Annotated in this window: 13 protein-coding genes; 7 read left to right on the forward strand and 6 right to left on the reverse strand. The window is 71.0% G+C overall.

Annotation, left to right across the window (positions count from 1 at the left end; translation table 11 throughout):
- Window positions 1–85 precede the first annotated feature (85 nt).
- The 5 genes from Nocox_RS38375 (at window position 86) to Nocox_RS38395 (ending at window position 4,019) form a co-directional block, all read left to right on the forward strand.
- Entirely contained in the window at window positions 86–499 is a 414-nt protein-coding gene (locus tag Nocox_RS38375; RefSeq protein ID WP_026214701.1) for an RNA-binding S4 domain-containing protein, read from the forward strand.
- Window positions 500–803: 304 nt separating this feature from the next.
- Complete coding sequence (locus tag Nocox_RS38380) at window positions 804–1,634, forward strand: hypothetical protein (protein ID WP_020544925.1); 831 nt, start codon at window positions 804–806, stop codon at window positions 1,632–1,634.
- 13 nt (window positions 1,635–1,647) lie between these two features.
- Window positions 1,648–2,385 carry an HpcH/HpaI aldolase family protein gene (locus Nocox_RS38385; RefSeq protein WP_020544924.1) on the forward strand — a complete coding sequence of 246 codons (738 nt, stop codon included), beginning with the start codon at window positions 1,648–1,650 and terminating at the stop codon, window positions 2,383–2,385.
- A complete protein-coding gene (locus Nocox_RS38390) occupies window positions 2,378–3,163 on the forward strand; it encodes a 2OG-Fe(II) oxygenase (RefSeq protein WP_020544923.1) in 786 nt (261 codons plus the stop codon). Before Nocox_RS38385 ends, Nocox_RS38390 begins: the two co-directional genes overlap by 8 nt.
- Window positions 3,164–3,167: 4 nt before the next feature.
- Window positions 3,168–4,019 (forward strand): SDR family NAD(P)-dependent oxidoreductase, encoded by an 852-nt coding sequence (locus tag Nocox_RS38395; protein ID WP_020544922.1) that lies wholly within the window; start codon window positions 3,168–3,170, stop codon window positions 4,017–4,019.
- A 31-nt stretch (window positions 4,020–4,050) separates the two neighbouring features.
- Here Nocox_RS38395 and Nocox_RS38400 read toward each other — a convergent pair whose 3' ends face one another.
- The 5 genes from Nocox_RS38400 to Nocox_RS38420 form a co-directional block, all read right to left on the reverse strand.
- Entirely contained in the window at window positions 4,051–7,872 is a 3,822-nt protein-coding gene (locus Nocox_RS38400; RefSeq protein ID WP_020544921.1) for a type I polyketide synthase, read from the reverse strand.
- Window positions 7,873–7,901: 29 nt separating this feature from the next.
- Window positions 7,902–8,945, reverse strand: coding sequence for a ketoacyl-ACP synthase III family protein (locus tag Nocox_RS38405; protein ID WP_020544920.1), 1,044 nt, complete (start codon window positions 8,943–8,945; stop codon window positions 7,902–7,904).
- Window positions 8,946–8,972: 27 nt separating this feature from the next.
- The gene (locus Nocox_RS38410; RefSeq protein WP_020544919.1) at window positions 8,973–9,239 is read right to left on the reverse strand and encodes a phosphopantetheine-binding protein; all 267 of its coding nucleotides are present in this window, start codon (window positions 9,237–9,239) and stop codon (window positions 8,973–8,975) included.
- Window positions 9,236–10,249, reverse strand: coding sequence for a ketoacyl-ACP synthase III family protein (locus Nocox_RS38415; protein ID WP_246649679.1), 1,014 nt, complete (start codon window positions 10,247–10,249; stop codon window positions 9,236–9,238). The genes Nocox_RS38410 and Nocox_RS38415 overlap by 4 nt, the downstream gene beginning before the upstream one ends.
- Window positions 10,250–10,617: 368 nt before the next feature.
- The gene (locus Nocox_RS38420) at window positions 10,618–11,937 is read right to left on the reverse strand and encodes a cellulose binding domain-containing protein (RefSeq protein ID WP_020544917.1); all 1,320 of its coding nucleotides are present in this window, start codon (window positions 11,935–11,937) and stop codon (window positions 10,618–10,620) included.
- Window positions 11,938–12,221: 284 nt separating this feature from the next.
- Here Nocox_RS38420 and Nocox_RS38425 point away from each other — a divergent pair, with 284 nt between their 5' ends.
- Complete coding sequence (locus Nocox_RS38425) at window positions 12,222–12,440, forward strand: hypothetical protein (protein ID WP_020544916.1); 219 nt, start codon at window positions 12,222–12,224, stop codon at window positions 12,438–12,440.
- Window positions 12,441–12,453: 13 nt separating this feature from the next.
- Here Nocox_RS38425 and Nocox_RS38430 read toward each other — a convergent pair whose 3' ends face one another.
- Window positions 12,454–15,015, reverse strand: coding sequence for a polysaccharide lyase family 8 super-sandwich domain-containing protein (locus tag Nocox_RS38430; protein WP_020544915.1), 2,562 nt, complete (start codon window positions 15,013–15,015; stop codon window positions 12,454–12,456).
- A 157-nt stretch (window positions 15,016–15,172) separates the two neighbouring features.
- Between Nocox_RS38430 and Nocox_RS38435 the strand changes: the two genes are divergently transcribed.
- Window positions 15,173–16,846 (forward strand): HAL/PAL/TAL family ammonia-lyase, encoded by a 1,674-nt coding sequence (locus tag Nocox_RS38435; RefSeq protein WP_020544914.1) that lies wholly within the window; start codon window positions 15,173–15,175, stop codon window positions 16,844–16,846.
- Window positions 16,847–16,894 lie beyond the last annotated feature (48 nt).

The raw sequence follows: 16,894 nt of genomic DNA on the forward strand, positions 1-16,894 counted from the left end.
CTCAAAGTGCCACAAACTTCACCTGAGAACTCCATGAGAACCGCCGCCGCCCCCGCCCCACCAGCGGCCTCAGTAGAGTGGCGGGGTGGCAGGGGAGCAAGCCGGCGCTCGGGTGGACAGCTGGATCTGGTCCGTACGCCTGACCAGAACCCGGTCGGTCGCGTCCGACGCCTGCCGGGGCGGTCATGTCCGGGTCAACGGGGTGCGCGTCAAGCCCGCGCACGTCGTCCGGGCCGGCGACGAGGTCCGGCTGCGGCACGACGGGCGCGAGCGCGTCGTGGTCGTCTCGAAGATCATCACCAAGCGCGTCGGCGCCCCCGTGGCCGCCGAGTGCTACGTCGACAAGAGCCCGCCGCCCCCGCCCCGCGAGCAGGCCGGGCCGGTGGCCGTCCGCGCCCGGGGCGCGGGCCGCCCCACCAAGCGCGAACGCCGCAGCATCGAGAAGCTGCTCGGCCGCCCAACGACCGAAGGGCGGGACCGCCGGCCCCGCCCTGAATGAGCGAGCGTCCGTCACAGGCGAGAAAACCTCACCTCTGAAGCAGCACAGGTTCGATTATCGACTATTGACGTGTTCACGGACCTATGGGTGCGGACAACGCGGCGCCAATAGCGTGGTTGATCCTTCCGAACACAGGTATGTCCGCCCGCTTCGGCCGACATTATTCACCGGCACGATATGCCCGAAATATTTCTCGATGCCCCTCCAGGCTCCATGAGAGACGCACACCAAAGGGTACCGTTGATCTTTGAATCGTCGTACTCTGCACTCACTGCACGTGACAGCACGGCTTTGGATTGGGCACGTGGATCACGGAAGCACCCGCCTTGCCGGCAGACTGGCGATCTGGCTTGCCAGTCTGTTCACAGCCGCGGCGCTGATCATGGGAGTGATCAACCTTTTCGTCGAACCTCCGATACAACTTTCCGCCGAACTTTCGTTCGGCTACCTGTTGGGGACACTGGCAGCGTTCATCACCTATGTGTTCGACCGCACCGAGAAACTGATGAGCCAGCAGGAGAGGCTCCTGCACCAGCCGGCTCGAGGGGTGGAGGTCTTCCACAGCAGCGACGAGTTCCTGCAGAAGTTGATCGACATAACGGTTGGAGCAACGTCGGTCAGCACCCTGAACCTGTCGCCCGCACGAGGCGAGCATCCGGAGCTCGACCGATACTTCACTGAGGTTCACAACTACATAAAGAGCAAGAAGGCGACCCTGAAGAGTTTCCGGAGCATCGCCAGCGTGGACACTCCGCAGAAGTCGCTGTGGCTCGTCCAGCGCAGCGCCGAGCTCCTGTCCACCGGGCGGGTCTCGTTCGCCGTCTTCGACCAGCAGGAGCTCCGGCCCCTCCTCCATCCGCTGAGCATACACATAACGGCCAAAAACGATAATCTGAACGTCTTCATCTTCCCCCCGGTGAACCTCACGGGATCGATGAGTTCCATCCTTATTTCCGACGCCGCGTTGGCGCGCGTGATGCTTGGCTACTTCGATCTGCTATGGCACGATGCCCTCAAGATAAATGAGGGGAAAAACGTCCGGCGGCCTGGTCTCGACCGGCTGCTGCATTTGTACCCGGACATCGAGAGCAACTTCCACTACCAGAGCTTGCGCCGAGGCCTCACGAATGAATGACTTCCGACGTAGGATGAGCAGTTCCAACGCCCTGATCGGCACGTTGATCACGCTCGACTCCCCCGAGTTGGCTCTCGTGCTGCAGAAAGCCGGTTTCGAGTGGTTCTTCCTCGATCTCGAGCACTCGGCTGTCCTGGATCTGAAGAGCGCGCAACGCATCGTCGAAGTGCTGCAGCCGGAGAGCTACGCCATCATGCGACTTCCGGACTCGTCAGAGACGTGGATCAAACACGCGCTCGACACCGGCTGCGACGGCATCATCATCCCGCACGTGGCCACCGCCGAGGATGCGAAGCGGGCCGTCACCTACGCGAAGTACCCTCCTGTCGGCCGCAGAAGCGTAGGGATCGCACGAGCGCACGGCTATGGCTCCTCCTTCCAGGAATACCTGAGGAGCGCGAACGACAGCATCGCGATCATCGCTCAGATCGAAGAGCACGAGGGCGTCGAGAACATCGAGCAGATCCTCTCGGTGGACGGCATAGACGCGATTTTCATCGGCCCGTACGACCTTTCCGGCAGCATGGGAATACTGGGCGAGCTGACCCATCCCGACCTGCGGAGAAACGTCGACAAGGTTCGCACGATCTGCCAGAAGAAGGGCGTTCCTTTCGGGATATTCTGTCCTAACAGCACCGCGGCCAGGGCAGAGATGGAGCACGGTGGCGTCCTGCTCGCCATAGGGTCCGACGCGAGCTACGCGGCGGCCGGCGCGAACGCCTTGCTCGAAGGAGTGAGAGCGAGTGAGTGAGGTCCTGCTGCGCGATCGTTCTCTGGCGAGCGCCTACATGGCCTTGCTCCAGAACCCCCAGCTGATCGCCGCGCAGGTGCCCAGCTATCTGCCGAGCCACCTGTGCGAACATGCCCGGCTACACGTGATTCCTCAGGTGCTGAAGAAGTCGAGCAAGAAGATATACCGGAGCCAGGTGCCCGCCCTGACCGATGTCTTCCGCAGGGGCCAGAACGACGTCACCGACTATTTCGACCATGCGCACGGCATCCTCAGACAATTGCGCGATGCCTTCCTGCCCTACGCGAACCCGGCGGACATGCTCCGCTCCGAGATCGATGAGCTGACCCCGCGCGGAGCCCAGTTGCTGCGTCTCAGGGACAAACCGGCAGTGTTCGGGATGATGCGGAGCTGGGACGCCTCGATGGAGGCGCTTCCGCACTTCGACATCATCCAGCAAGCGCATCCCGACCTCGGCACCCACCTACAGTTCGGTGAGCAGTTCGGCATCAACATCCATCTTCACACCCCTCGGAGCGGCGGCGAGCTGCTGGTCTGGGACGTGACGTTGCATGATCTCTCCATCGCCGGCCTGACCGGCTCCGACGGAACCTATGGATATCCTCCGCACGCCCTTCCACCTCCCGACGTCGTGCTCAAGCCCAACGCTGGTGATCTCGTCATCGTAAGAAGCACTCGTTTACACTCCGTCGCCCGGACATCGGCCGGCGAGCGCGTCACCATCTCGGGTTTCATCGGACTCACTACCGACGCTTCTGAGGCGAGATTGTGGAGCTGAGCGCATGAGCACGATAAACGCTCACAGCGACGAGAATCACCTCCGCCCCGACAACCGCTGGGACGTGGAGCCCGTGACGCCGAACCGCTTGTTCTCCCTGGAGGGAAAGGTGGCGACCGTCACCGGCGCGGGCGGCGGTGTGGGGAGCTGGCTGGCGGTCGGCTTGGCCGCGGCAGGAGCCAAGCTGGTGCTCTCCGACATCGACCGGCAGAAATGCGCGCAGCTCGGCGACTTCCTCAGCTCGGCCGGCACGGATTTCATCGTCGTCCCCGCCGACCTGCGCACCGTGTCAGCTCCCGCGGAGATAGTCGGAGGCACCGTCGAACATTTCGGGCGGCTGGATGTGATGGTCAACGTCGCCGCCGTCAACGAACGACGCCCCATCGCCACCGTCGAACCCGACAGCTGGTCGGAGATAGCAAGCATCAATCTACGCGCCGCCTACTTCCTGGCGAGGGAAGCCATGCTCGCCATGCGCGCGAACGGCGGCGGATCGATCATCAACATCACTTCCGTCAACTCCGAGATCGGGCTTGAGGACGTCTCGGTCTACGGTGCGCACAAAGCGGCCCTGGCGCAGGTCACCAAGACGATGTGCGTCGAGTGGGCGAAATACAACATACGAGTCAACTGCATCGCTCCAGGATTCCTGATGACCTCGTTGTCTCGACCGCTCTGGCTGGACGACGACCGGGCACGATGGATCCTCGACCGCTGTCCCATGCGACGGCCCGGTGTCCCTTCGGAACTGATCGGGGCATGCCTATTGCTGGCATCCGCTGCCGGTTCGTTCATCTCCGGCAGCAGCGTTCTGGTTGACGGGGGCCTCCTGGCGGGAAGCCCATGGAAAGCGTGACCAGCTACCCCTCGGCACTTGGTGAAGCGGCTCAGCCGCCGATCACGGGCACGGGCTCCGGCGTGGCCGCCGCGGCCGGGGCCGGGGTGGCGAGGAGTTCCGCCAGGTGGCCGGCGATGGCCGCGATCGTGGGCTGCTGCCACAGGAGGGTCGCGGGCAGGCGGCGGCCGAACCGCTTCTCCAGGCGCCGCCGGACCATGACCGTCATCACCGAGTCGAGCCCCTGCTCCACGAGCGGCCGGCGGACCGCCAGGTCCTCCTGGCCGAGCCGCATCACGGCCGCGATCTCCGCGCGGACCTCGGTCTGGACGCGCTCGCGCAGGTCCTCGGCGGTCAGGCCGGCGAACGACTCGGCGGCCTCCCCCAGCTCGTCCTCGGCCGCCGTGGGCGCGTCGATCACCGGGTAGCGGAGCCCGGACAGGCGGCCCACGACCCGGCCGCCGGCGTCGGCGATCACCGCCCCTACCGTGTCCTCGCCCGCCGGATCGACGGCGGCCTCGATGACCACCGTCTCCGGCGGCGGGCCGCTCAGGACCACCTCGTCGATGTGCACGACCATGCGCAGCACCGGGTCGCCGGGGAACACGCACGGGGCGACGGACATCACGGCGTCCATCGCCGCCGCCCAGGTTTCCTCACCCACCGTCCGTACGGTCGCCCGCAGCACCCCGTCCCCGCCCAGCAACGTCTCGATCGTCCAGTCGAAGCCCGTGGAGGGGACGCCGACGGCGGCCAGCCGCCGGTGGACGTACCCGGGGTCGATCGGGGCGAGACCGGCCGCGTCCGGCAGCGCGCCGGAGGGCGCCTCGGCGGGGGCGCCGACGGTCGCCGTCACGTGGACCAGCCAGTTCGGCTCCGGCTCGCCGGGCCCTGCGGGCGTGCGCGAGGCGAGCCTGATCGCGGGCGGCTCGTGCACGACCTGGACCTGCCGCCGCCCCGAGGTCATCAGCGGGTGCGTCATCTCCACGTCGGTGAGGACGGGAAGGTCGCCGGCCGCGTTCATGAACGTGTTGACCAGCACGGCGGCGGGCACGATCTCGACCCCGCCGACGGCGTGGCTGCCGGGGTAGGGCCGGTTGGCGTCCTCCAGCGTGGTCCGCCACATCCGGGCCTCGCTGCCCGCGAGGCTCGTCCCGGCGCCGAGCAGGGCGTGGGAGCGCGCGTCGTGGCCGCGGTTCTCGTCGGACCCGGCGGCGGCGTCCCGCCAGTGGCGGCGGCGCTGCCAGGCGTACGGCGGCAGCGGGGCCAGGCCGCCGTCCGGCTGCAGCCGGCTCCAGTCCACCTCGACGCCGTGGCAGTGCGCGCTGCCCAGCGCGGCGAGGAAGGCCGCGCGTTCCGGCTGGTTCCTGCGCAGCGAGATGCCGGCGAACACGTCCTCGTACCCGTGCTCCGCGAGCGTCTCCGTCAGGGAGTGCGCGACCACGGGGTGCGGGGAGATCTCCAGGAACGCGCGGTGGCCGTCCCCGGCGGCGGCCGTGACCGCGGCGGCGAGCCGCACGGGGTCGCGGAGGTTCGCCGCCCAGTACGCGGAGTCGAGCACGGGCGTGGACCGGGGATCGGCCAGCGCGGTCGTGTACATCGGGACCCGGGGCGCGCCGAAGGGCAGGCCGGCGGTGGCCGCGGCCAGCTCGACGGCCAGCGGCTCCATCTGCGGGCTGTGGAAGGCGACGTCCGAGGCGACCCGGCGGACCATGATGCCCTCGGCCGGCCACTCCTGCAGCACCTCCTCGACGGCGGCGACGTCGCCGGACAGCACGGTGGAGCCGGGCGCGGAGGCGATCGCGGCCACCAGGTCGCTCCGCCCGGCGAGCCGATCCTCCGCCTCCTCGAACGACAGCCCCACCATGGCCATGGCCCCCTTGCCCTCGGCCTGGCGCAGCAGCAGGGAGCGGCGGCAGATGAGCCGCGCGCCGTCGGCGACGCTCATCGCGCCGGCGGTCACCGCCGCCGCGATCTCGCCGACGGAGTGGCCGATGACCGCGGCCGGGGTCACCCCGTGCGCGTTCCACAGCCTGGCGAGGCCGAGCTGCATCACGAAGATCATGGTCTGGACGCGGTCGATGCCGTCCAGCTCGCCCTCGGCCAGCACCTTCCGGGGGGAGAAGCCGATCTCCTCGGCGAAGATCGGCTCGACCTCGTCCACCAGGGCCGCGAACTCCGGCTCGGTCGCCAGCAGCTCCCGTCCCATGCCGCGCCACTGGCAGCCCTGCCCGGCGAACACCCACACCGGGCCAGGGCCGGGCTCGGGCAGCACGTCCCCGGTCAGCACGGCCTCGGCCGGCAGGTCCCCGGCGAGCCTGCGCAGCCCGTCCGCCAGTTCGTGCCGGTCGGCCGCGAGCACCACGGCCCGGCGGCCCAGATGGGTACGGCGCAGCGCCAGCGTGTGCCCCGCCGAGGCGAGGTCCAGCCCGTCGCCGTTGAGCGGGTCGCCGTCGAGCCGGTCGGCGAGCGCGCCCGCGTACTGCCGCAGGGCGGCCCCCGACGCGGCCGACAGCGGGAACCCGCGCAGCCCCGACCCCTCGCTCCGGGGCGTCTCGGGGGCGGGCGGCGCCTGTTCGAGCACGATGTGCGCGACCGTGCCTCCGTAGCCGAAGCTGGAGACGCCCGCCCGGCTGGGGTGGCCGCGATCGGGCCAGGCCGACCGTTTCGTCACCACCTGGAGCCCCGAGGTCTCCCACGGGATGGCCGGGTTCGGGGTGGCCAGCACGCTCGGGGGGATCTCCCGCCGGTCGAGGGCGAGCACCGCCTTGATGACGCCGGCGATGCCCGCGGCCCCTTCGAGATGGCCGATGTTGGACTTGACCGAGCCGATGAGGCACGGATCGTCGGCGGGCCGCCCCGCGCCGTAGACGGCGCTCAGCGCCGCCGCCTCCAGCGGGTCGCCCAGCCGGGTGCCGGTGCCGTGCGCCTCGATGTAGTCGAGCGTGGCCGGCGCGACGCCCGCCTGCCGGCAGGCGCGGCGCATGACGTGCTCCTGTGCCTCCCCGCACGGCGCCATGATGCCGTTGGTGTGCCCGTCCTGGTTCACGGCGCTGCCGATGACCAGCGCGAGGATCCGGTCGCCGGCCCGCCGCGCGTCGGAGAGCCTCTTGAGCACGATCACGCCGCAGCCCTCGCCGCGCCCGTAGCCGTCGGCCGTGGCGTCGAACGACTTGGACCGCCCGTCGGGCGCCAGCGCTCCGGCCGCGCCGAGCGTCACGGTCTGCCCCGGCGTCACCAGCAGGTTGACGCCGCCGGCGAGGGCGACGTCGCTCTCGCCGAGCCGCAGGCTCTGCGCGGCCAGGTGGAGCGCGACCAGCGACGCCGAGCACGCGGTGTCCACCGCCATGCTGGGCCCGCGCAGGTCGAGGGAGTAGGAGACGCGGTTGGCGACGGCGCAGGTCGCGGCGCCGATCCCGGTCCACGCCTCGATCCGCGGCACGTCCTCGAGCAGCATGCTGCCGTAGTCGGCGGTGCAGACCCCGACGAACACCCCGGCGTCGGTGCCGGCCAGGCGGTGCGGCGGCAGTCCCGCGTGCTCCAGGGCCTCCCAGGCGGTCTCCATGAGGAGGCGCTGCTGCGGGTCCATCAGCTCGGCCTCGCGCGGCGACAGGCCGAAGAACTCCGCGTCGAAGCCCTCGACGTCGCGCAGGAAACTGCCGTGCCGTACGGCGTCCCGCAGCGCGGCGGCGTGCTCGGGCCCGCGGTCCTCGTACGGGCGCCAGCGCCCGGCGGGCAGCGGCCCGGTGGTGTTGCGGCCGGCGGACAGCAGGTCCCAGAACTCGTCCGGTGAGTCGGCGTCGCCGGGGAAGCGGCAGCCGATCCCGATGACCGCCACCGGTTCGACCTGGACTCCGCTCGGACTGTCGGCCATCGCGTTCGTTTCCCTTCGCTGACTGCGGATCAGGACCATGAGGGCTTGCCGAGGATCTGGATTACGGCGCTGGAGACGGTGACGCCAGGACCGGTGCCGAGCATCAGCAGGTGGTCGCCGGGGCCCAGCTCCCCGGTCAGGAGCAGCCGGTCGAGGGCGAGGACCTGGTCGCTGGCGCCGCAGTGGCCGATGGTGCGGCCGTAGTCCCAGGTCGAGCGGGACATCGGCAGGTCCAGCACGGCCATGCAGCGCTGCTCGACGATCTCCTCGGAGTAGTTCATGAAGGCCACCCTCGTGAGGTCGCGGGCCTCGACGCCGCTCTCGGCCAGCGTGCGCTCGACGACCTCCATCAGCGCCCGCTGGATCTTGAACAGCGCCGCCGAGCTCTCGCCCTTCGGCATGACCTGCTGCCGGAACTGCTCGTTGCGCGCCGCGAAGCTCATCCGGCGGCCGACGGTGACGCCGGGCGGGAACAGCGGCTCGCTGCCCCGGTGCAGTTCCTCGGCCTCGGGCACGGTCACCGTGCAGACCGAGGCGAGGCGGGCGAACCCCGGCTCCTTGGTGAGGACGAGCGCGCCGGCGGCGTCGCCGCCGATGTAGCCGGGGCCCATCCGCCACCGGTCCATGAGCGGGGTGCCGTAGTTGTCGGCGGCCACCAGCAGGGCGGCCTGCCGGGCGGGCGCGGCGGCGAGGTGGCTCGCGGCGAGGTCCAGGGCGAGGAACATGCCGTTGCAGCCCTGCCGGATCTCGGTGGCGAGCACGTCGCCGCCGACCAGGTGGCGTTGCAGGTAGGCGTGCGGTGGCCAGCCGTCCGGGCCCTGGTGCCAGGTGGAGGCGTACAGCAGGAGGTCGAGGTCGGCCGGTGACCGGCCGCTGCGCTTCAGCGCGCTGCGCGCCGCGTGCAGGGCCATCTCGGGAGCCGGCAGGTCACCGGCGACCGCCGCCCCGGCCAGGTTGTGCAGCTCGGCCTCCTCGGCCGGGTACCAGCCCTTCTGGACGGCCTTCTCGACGCTGACGACCGTGCGGGGGACGAAGGCGCCCACTCCGCTGATGTAGGTGTCCGTCCACTGCATGACTCTGCCCTCGTTCGCTCCGGACGGCTAGCGGGTCGATGCCGCTTCGAGTTCCGTGATCAGCGCGACGATGGTCGCGACGTCCTTGAAGTTGTCGGGGTCGAGCTTGGCGGCCGGGACGGGGACGCCGAGCTCCCGCCGGATGAAGTTCAGCAGCCGCGCCGTGCGCAGGGAGTCGAGCAGCCCCGACAGCAGGAGCGGGGTCGTCTCGTCGACCTGCAGCTCGACGTCGTCAGGGACCAGGCTCTCCTGGACGAAGGCCACCAGCCGGCGGCTGAGCTCGTCGGCGGTCACGCGCGCGCCCCTTCCCTCGTCACGGGAGAGGGGGCGAGCACCCGGAACGCGGCCGCGGCCACGGACGTCCCCGAGCCGAACCCGACCATGAGCAGGTGGTCGCCGGGCACGAGCCCGCCGGTGGCCAGCAGGTGCTCGAAGGCGATGAACTGGTCGACCGCGCCGCAGTGGCCGACGCGCCGGCCGTAGTCCCAGGTCGTCTGGTCCAGCTCGATGCCGAGCCAGGACATCTGCCCGTCCAGGTCCTCGCGGCGGCCGTGCGGGAAGGCGACCCTGGTGATGTCGGACAGCTCGATGCCGGCCTCGTCAAGGGTCTGCTCGACCTGCTGCATCATCGTCTTCTGGATCGTCAGGTGGATCCCGGTGCCCCGCTCCTTGAGCAGGCGCTGGCGGAACTCCTCGTGCCGGTCGCCGAAGCTCAGCCCGCGCCCGACGGTGGCGTCCGGCGGGAACAGCGGGTAGGCGCCGTCGTTGACCGCGTCGGCCTCGGGGATGGTGGTCGCGTTCACCGCGAGGAGTTCGGCCATGCCGTAGTCCTTGCCGAGGACGAGCGCGCACGCGGCGTCGCCGATGAGCGCGCCGGGCGTCATCCGCCAGCGGTCCACCAGCGGCGTGCCGTGGTTGTCGGCCGAGACGACCAGCGCGGTCTCCCTGCCGGCGTCGGCCCGCAGGTAGCTCGCCGCCAGCTCCAGCGAGCTGATCATGCCGACGCAGCCGCTGCGGATCTCGTACGCGGGGACGGCGCCGCCGAGGAGGTGCATCTGCAGGTAGTGCTGGGGCTGCCAGCCGTTCGGGCCCTGGTGCCAGACCGACGGGTAGAGCAGCAGGTCGAGCTCCTTCGGGGACGACTCGCCCCAGCGCTCGTAGGCGTCGAGGACCGCGCGCCGCGCCATCTCGGGGGCGGGCAGGTCGCCGGCGACCGCCGCGCCGAGCTGCTGGAAGCGCTCGGCCTCCTCGGGCGGGTACAGTCCCTCCTCCACCGCCTGCTCGACGCTCACGACGTCCGGCACGAAGACACCGAGGCTCCGGACGAACATGTCAGATGTACGCACACGTCCCCTAACTGATCGGCGGGCACCACGAAGAACGGCGTCAAGGGACGCCGGCGAAGCTTTCCGTAAACGGGTCAGGCGATAACGCGGGACGGGCCGCCGGCCGTCGAAACATTTCGGGGCGCTCTTTGATCGGCCGTCACGAGAGCGAAAGGATAGGGGCAGCCCGCCGGGAAAATCAATATAACTGTCCGCGATCTGGACGATTTCATTCCGTGATCGGGACCCGCCGGAACGTGGCGGATTTGGGAAATGCCCATTTCCCCGGCGAGCTGCGGTTTATCCTTTTGGACGGTTCCAGAGCGCGTTTCCGAAATGATCGGCGCTCAGGCCGCCGGGGTGCAGACCACGCCGTTCAGCCTGAACTCGGACGGTCTGGCGTTCGTCCCGCTGTAGGTGGCCGAAAGACCGAAACTCTGGGCGGAGCCCGGCCCGATGTAGGCGTTGTGGCCGGCGTCGCGGGCGGTCACCTGGGCGCCCGACTGCGTCAGGGTGGCGTTCCAGGAGTCCGTGACCTGCTGGTTGCCCGGCCACGCCCAGGTCACGGCCCAGCGGTCCACGGGCGTCGTGCCGGTGTTGGTGATGGTGACGGTGGCCGAGAAGGCGCCGTCCCAGGTGGTGGGCACGTACGCGACCGTGCAGGAGGTGCCCATCTTGAGCCCGCCGCGGATGTGGTCGGCGAAGGTGTCCCAGGTGGGGTTGGGGGAGCCGGCCGTGGTGGTCCCCGAGCAGTTGGCCGTGGTGTAGGTGGTCTGGGTGCCGAAGCGGGTGGGGTCCATGACGAAGTCGAGGCCGTGGTCCGCGCCCGGGATGGAGATGAACCGGCCCTGGCCGCAGCTCGCCTTGATCTTGTTGTAGAGCAGGACGCTCTGCCCGTGCGGCACCAGGAAGTCCGCTTGGCCGTGCAGGAACAGCAGCGGCGGGTCGTTGGCGTCGACGTAGTTGATCGGGTTGGCGAGGGCCACCTGGGCGGGGCAGGTCTGGATGGGGCAGCCGATCAGCATCGACTCCGGCGAGGCCGGGGAGTCGTGGTCCAGCCCGCCGGTGGGCAGGTTCTGGGCGTTCATCTGCAGGAAGTCGGTCGGGCTGAAGAAGGCGAGCCCCGTCTGCACCGCGCTGGAGACGCCGGTCGTGCCGACGGTGCCCTCCAGCGACGCGACGCCGCCGGTCAGCGTGGCCATCTCGGTCAGCCAGCCGCCGGAGGAGTCACCCATCATGGCGAAGCGGCCGGGGTCGAGCTGGTAGGTGGCGGCGTTGGCGCGCAGCCACCGGATGGCGGCCTTGACGTCGTGCACCTGGGCGGGGAAGACCGCCTGGGCGCTGGACCTGACGCTGACGCCGGCCACCGCGAACCCTCTGGGGTTGAACACGGCGGCGATGGCCGCCGCGCCGGTCTTGCCGTCGTCGCTGGACCAGGCCGAGCCGCTGTGCCAGATGATCAGCGGCCGGGGCGTGGTGCCGCCGGCCGGCAGGTAGAGGTCGAGCAGGTGTCCTTTGGAGCCGGCCGGTTGCGCGGGCGCGTACGCGAGGTTGCTGATCACCTGGTCGGCCTGGGCCGGCGGCGGAAGGACGAGCGGCACCGCGAGAGCGGCCAGCATGGTCATGACCATGCCGGCGATCGCGGCCGTGCGGGAACGAACGTGCATGGTGCGCCTCCGGTGTTTCGGATGATCGCCACTGTCGCGCAGGTGAGAACGCACGCCCCCGTACGGATTCGCCCTCGCAGTCGATCAGGGCGAGGCGACGATATGCCAGGGATGTGACGGTGGTCAAAGCCGTCCAGGAAACGCCCGGGAATCACCGGCGAAACATGCGCCGCCCTCATGAAAAGCGGAGAGGAAAGTTTCGGTCCCGCTGCTGTTGATCTCAGCCGCGATGACTGCCAATGTAATGATCCGCTCCGTTGATCCGCCCCGTCGCAGGAGGATTCATGCGAAAGGTTCGTGCGGTTCTCTTCCCGGTCGTTCTGGCCGTGGGATTGTCGTTGTCGCTCGGCGCCGCGCCGGCGAACGCGGAAAGAATCACCGGTGTCTACCGGTCGTACGCGGAATGCCAGCGAGTCGGCGCCTACGGCGAGAGCCAGGGCTGGTGGGACGACTGGCGCTGCGAGTGGAAGGCCGCCTACTCCTACTACTTCCTCTACTCCTGACCCCCGCTCCCGGTCACCGCAGGGTGGCGGCGAGCGTACGCCCGTAGGCGTGGCGGGTCACGGCCTCGACGAGCGTGCCGCCGGGCACGCGGCGGACCGTCACCCCCTCGTCGGCCCGGTCGAGCCGGAGCGACGGGCCGCGCAGCACGACAGTGACCCGGTCGCGCCGGGTCGTCGGGTCCGCGACGGCGACGCTCACCCGCGAGCCGGACGAGCGCACGACGACCGAGGCCGGGCCGTCCACGAGCAGGCGGCCGGCGTGGCGGGGCCCGTCGGTGAAGACGTTCGCGGCGAGCAGGCCCAGCCCCTTGTGCTCGATCGCCTGCACGTGCCGGTCGTTGGCCAGCACGGTCAGCGGCCCCCCGGCGTAGCCGCGCAGGCGGGCCTCGGTGGCGTTCGGGACGAGGGCGTAGGCGAGGGCCGGCAGCTCGCCCGACGCGGGATGCGTGACCGAGGCGGTGAAGACGTTCTTCGTGACCGGGGTGTCGGGATTGGACGTGCGGACGACGCGGCGGCTGCGGGTCACCGTCTCCAGGCCGGCGCTGACCGGCTGGCGGGTGAGGAAGACGTAGCCGACGGCGGTGCCCCGGGTGGCGTTGGCGTAACGGAGCCAGCGCGGCACGCCCGCCGGCCCCGGCTGCCACGGCGAGCCGGTCCAGGTCTCGCCGGTGAGCGCCACCACGTCGGCGGGCGCGGCGATGCGGCTGTCCACCGTGGTCACGGCGGCCCGCCCCGACTGGCCGGAGACGTCCGCGGCCAGCACCACGATCTCGTCGTCGAGCAGGAACCACGACTTGACGGCGCGGGCGTTGCGGTAGGCGACGAAGTCGTCCGGCAGGAGGCCCGCCTGTTTGGCGGCCCAGGCGGCGTCGTCCGACTGGACCATGCCGGCCACGCCGTACGCGCCGAGCGTCGCGCCACCCGAGAAGGCGTTCCGCGCCACCGGGAAGTACACGTAGGCGTTCTGGGACTCCGACGACGCGGTGAAGTTCAGCGGATGGTCCGGGTTGTCGTACCAGAGGCGGCCGCCGTACAGCTCGGGTACCGTGCGGCGCTCCTCCACCGGCGCGGTCACCCCGGCCAGCCGGTACGGCGAGACCGTCGTGAAGTAGTCGACGCCGAACACCGCCCGCTGGTCCTCCCCCGCCAGGTAGAGGTAGTGGGCGCCGTCGCCCTGGAACCATGGCATGAGGTTCTCGCCGCTCATGTACTCGTACTTGCTGATCCGCTCGGAGCTGCGCGCGAGGGCGAAGGCGTAGCCGGGGCGGCGGTGGACGGTGCGGTCCATGGCGTTGAAGGCGACGCTGCGCTCCGGCGGGTTGAGGTCGGCGGCCGGGATCGAGGCGTCCGCGCGGATGGCGGCGTAGCGGGCGATGCTGACCGGCGAGACGAAGGCGGCGGTGTCGGCGGCCGGCAGGTGCTTGACGTACTTCTTCAGCGCGAGGGCCTGCTCGGCGGGCACGTGGTCGGCGAGGTCGGCGACCGCCTCCACGACCACGTTGACGTCGGCGTAGCCGGTGCCGGTGCGCGACACCGCCCGCCCCTTGACGATCTCCATCATCCAGCCCTCGAAGATGAGCGGGGCGAAGCCGTCGGCGACCCAGCGGTAGACGACGCCCGGCAGGTCGGCCGAGCCGGCCGCCGCCGTCGCGCCGTCCAGCGTCTTCAGCGTCTGGACGACGCGCGTCAGCAGGGCGCGGCCGTAGGAGCCGGTGTAGGCCACCGAGCCGTGCTGGATGAAGGAGCCGTCGCGGTAGTAGCCGTCGGTGACGCCGTGCTGGAGCGCGTACGGGTCCACGGTCGCGAAGACCGTGGCCTGGTCGGCGACCGCCTTGGCGACGCGGGCGTCGTCACCGGTCACCGCGCCCTGGAGGATGCGGTTGGCGGTGATGTCGGCCAGGTTCGCGCCGGTGTGGAAGCGCGAGTCGAGGTCGACGTCGCCGTTCCTGCCGTTGCGGAGGTAGGCGTCCATGCCGGCCACGTAGGCGGCGGTGAGCTCGGGCCGCTCCGCGCGCAGCCGGTCGGCCAGCAGCGCGAGCGTCCTGGTGACGTGGGTGGGGATGCCGATCTCCCACGTGTGCCAGTTGCCGTAGTAGCCCTTCGCCTGGTCGCCGTAGTAGCGCTCGTGCAGCCACATCAGGCCGTCGGCGACCCGGCGCTGGGCGGCGGCGTCGTCCGCGAGCTGCCCGCCGGGGACGCGGGTGGCGAGCGCGATCTCGTACAGGTACTGGAAGGCGAGCCGCAGGTTGACGTCGTCGGAGCCGAGCGCGAGGCCGGCGAACAGCTCGCCGTCGCCCGCCCGGTCCATCGCGGCGAGCCGCTGCCTGGCGGTGGCGAGCACGGCGGCCAGCTTCGCGGCGACCTCCGGCCGGGCGTTGACCTCGGGGGTGCCGGCGAGCATGGCGACGGTGTTGGCGATCAGCCGCGCGTGGTCGAACCCGCCCGCCGCGGCGGCGGCCCGCAGCGGGCCGGCCACGGCCAGCAGACCGGCGGCGGGAAGCAGGGAGAGAACCTGGCGGCGGGAAGGCTGCGGCACGGCGGGCTCCAGGCCGTTGGGGGGACGGGCCGCGCTCACCTTACATGATCTCTTTCAGCCCGCACAGGACCGAGTTGACCAAGGTGCGACGGGAGCCCCCTGCCCGTAAGGGGCCGGTCGAGAGCGGGTCAGGGTCCGGCCGGGGGCGCCGGGGCGCGCGGCGGCGACCGGCCGGACCCGGCTACAACGGAGCCGTATGGATCTCACTCCTCTGCGGCGGCTGGCCGCGGGTGCGGGGCTGGTGGCGGGGCTGTGCGTGGTGCCGGGGCAGGCGGTGGCCGAACCGCCGGCCCCGGTCCCGCGGCCGGCGGCGCTGGTGCTCGACGGCGGGTCTTTCTCGGTCCAGGACGCCTTCGCGATCCTGGAAGGACGGCCCGTCACCGTCCGGATCGCTCCCTCCGCGGCCGAGCGCATGCGGGCCTCCCGCGCCGGCGCGCTCGCGGCGCTGGCGGACGGCAGCCTGCGGGTGTACGGGTGGAACCAGGCGCTCGGGCCGCTCAAGGACCGCCCGCTGGACCCGGCGCAGGCCGAGACGTTCCAGCGGAACGTGCTCCGCTCCCACGCCGCCGGGGTCGGGGAGCCGTTCCCCGACCGGGTGGCGCGCCTGGCGATGGTGATCAAGGCCAACCAGATGGCCCGCGGCCACTACGGGGTCCGCCCCGAGGTGGCGCAGCGGCTGCTCGACCTGGTCAACGCCGGGGTGGTGCCGCTCATGCCGCAGATCGGCTCGCTCGGCACCGGCGACCTCCAGCCGCAGGCGGCGGCCGGGCTGGCGCTGATCGGCGAGGACGCGCCGGTCAGATACGGGGGCGCGGTCGGGCCGGCCTCGACGCTGCTGCCACGGGCCGGGCTGGCGGCGACGTTCACGCTCCAGGCCGGGGAGGCGCTGCCGATCGTCAGCGGCAGCACCGTGGTCGCCGCCTCGTTCCTGGACGCCGTACGCCGGGCGAGGGTGCTCGCCGGTCAGGCCGAGGGCGCGTTCGCGCTGTTCATGGAGGCGACCAGGGCCGAGCAGGGAGCGCTGGACGCGCGTACGCACGCGGAGCGGCACATCCCCGAGGAGAACGCGGTCGCGGCGCGGCTGCGGGCGCTGGTCGCGGGGTCGGGCTGGATGACGGAGGAGGGGCGGCGGCGGCTCGACCCGGCGAACTACGAGCCCCGGGTGCAGGACGCGGTGTCGGTGCGCGCGGCCCCGCACATCCTGGCCGGTCTGTGGCACGAGCTCGGCGACGCCCGCCGGGCGCTCCGCAGGGAGGCGAACTCCTCGACCTCGAACCCCCTGGTGTTCCGGCGCGGCGACGGGTACGAGTTCGTGATGGGCGGCAACTGGGACGCCTCGATCATGGGTCATGCGGCCGACAGCCTGAACGCCGAGATCGCCGACGTCGGCGTGCTGTCGCAGGAGCTGTCGGGACGGCTGCTGTCGCCGCGCTGGAGCTACGGCCTGCCCGCGAACCTGGCCGGCGGGACCCCCGGGCTGAACTCGGGGCTGGTGCAGGTGCAGACCGTGGCCGCCGCCCTGGTGCCGGAGATGCAGGTCAGGGCCCATCCGGCGGGCACCCTGTCGCGCCCGGTGAAGGACGGCCAGGAGGACCACAACACGATGGCGATGGCCTCGCTCCGGCACCTGCACGAGAACCTCGACCGGCTGGAGGTCGTGCTGGCGGTCCAGTACCTGATGGCGGCGCAGGGCGTGGACCTCGTCGCGGCGCGCATGGCCGGGCTGCCGCTCGGCGCGGGGACGCGGGCGCTGCACGCCGAGCTGCGCCGCTCCGTCGCGGCGCTCGGGGACGACCGCTACCAGACGCCCGACCTGGAGCGGGCCGTCGCGCTGGTGCGGGCGGGCGGGCTGGTCCCTTCGGGGTCGTAGAGCGTCGCTTATGCGGGTGAGCGTCCTGTGCATGGACCGTCTCACCCG

Origin of the sequence: Nonomuraea coxensis DSM 45129 (assembly GCF_019397265.1) — a bacterium.
Lineage (GTDB): Bacteria > Actinomycetota > Actinomycetes > Streptosporangiales > Streptosporangiaceae > Nonomuraea > Nonomuraea coxensis.

Bases quoted from the DNA above. Each gene is read 5' to 3' on its own strand.
- Nocox_RS38400 (WP_020544921.1), bottom strand. From the start codon at position 7,872: ATGGCCGACAGTCCGAGCGGAGTCCAGGTCGAACCGGTGGCGGTCATC.
- Nocox_RS38420 (WP_020544917.1), bottom strand. From the start codon at position 11,937: ATGCACGTTCGTTCCCGCACGGCCGCGATCGCCGGCATGGTCATGACC.
- Nocox_RS38405 (WP_020544920.1), bottom strand. From the start codon at position 8,945: ATGCAGTGGACGGACACCTACATCAGCGGAGTGGGCGCCTTCGTCCCC.
- Nocox_RS38395 (WP_020544922.1), top strand. From the start codon at position 3,168: ATGAGCACGATAAACGCTCACAGCGACGAGAATCACCTCCGCCCCGAC.
- Nocox_RS38435 (WP_020544914.1), top strand. From the start codon at position 15,173: ATGGATCTCACTCCTCTGCGGCGGCTGGCCGCGGGTGCGGGGCTGGTG.
- Nocox_RS38425 (WP_020544916.1), top strand. From the start codon at position 12,222: ATGCGAAAGGTTCGTGCGGTTCTCTTCCCGGTCGTTCTGGCCGTGGGA.
- Nocox_RS38385 (WP_020544924.1), top strand. From the start codon at position 1,648: ATGAGCAGTTCCAACGCCCTGATCGGCACGTTGATCACGCTCGACTCC.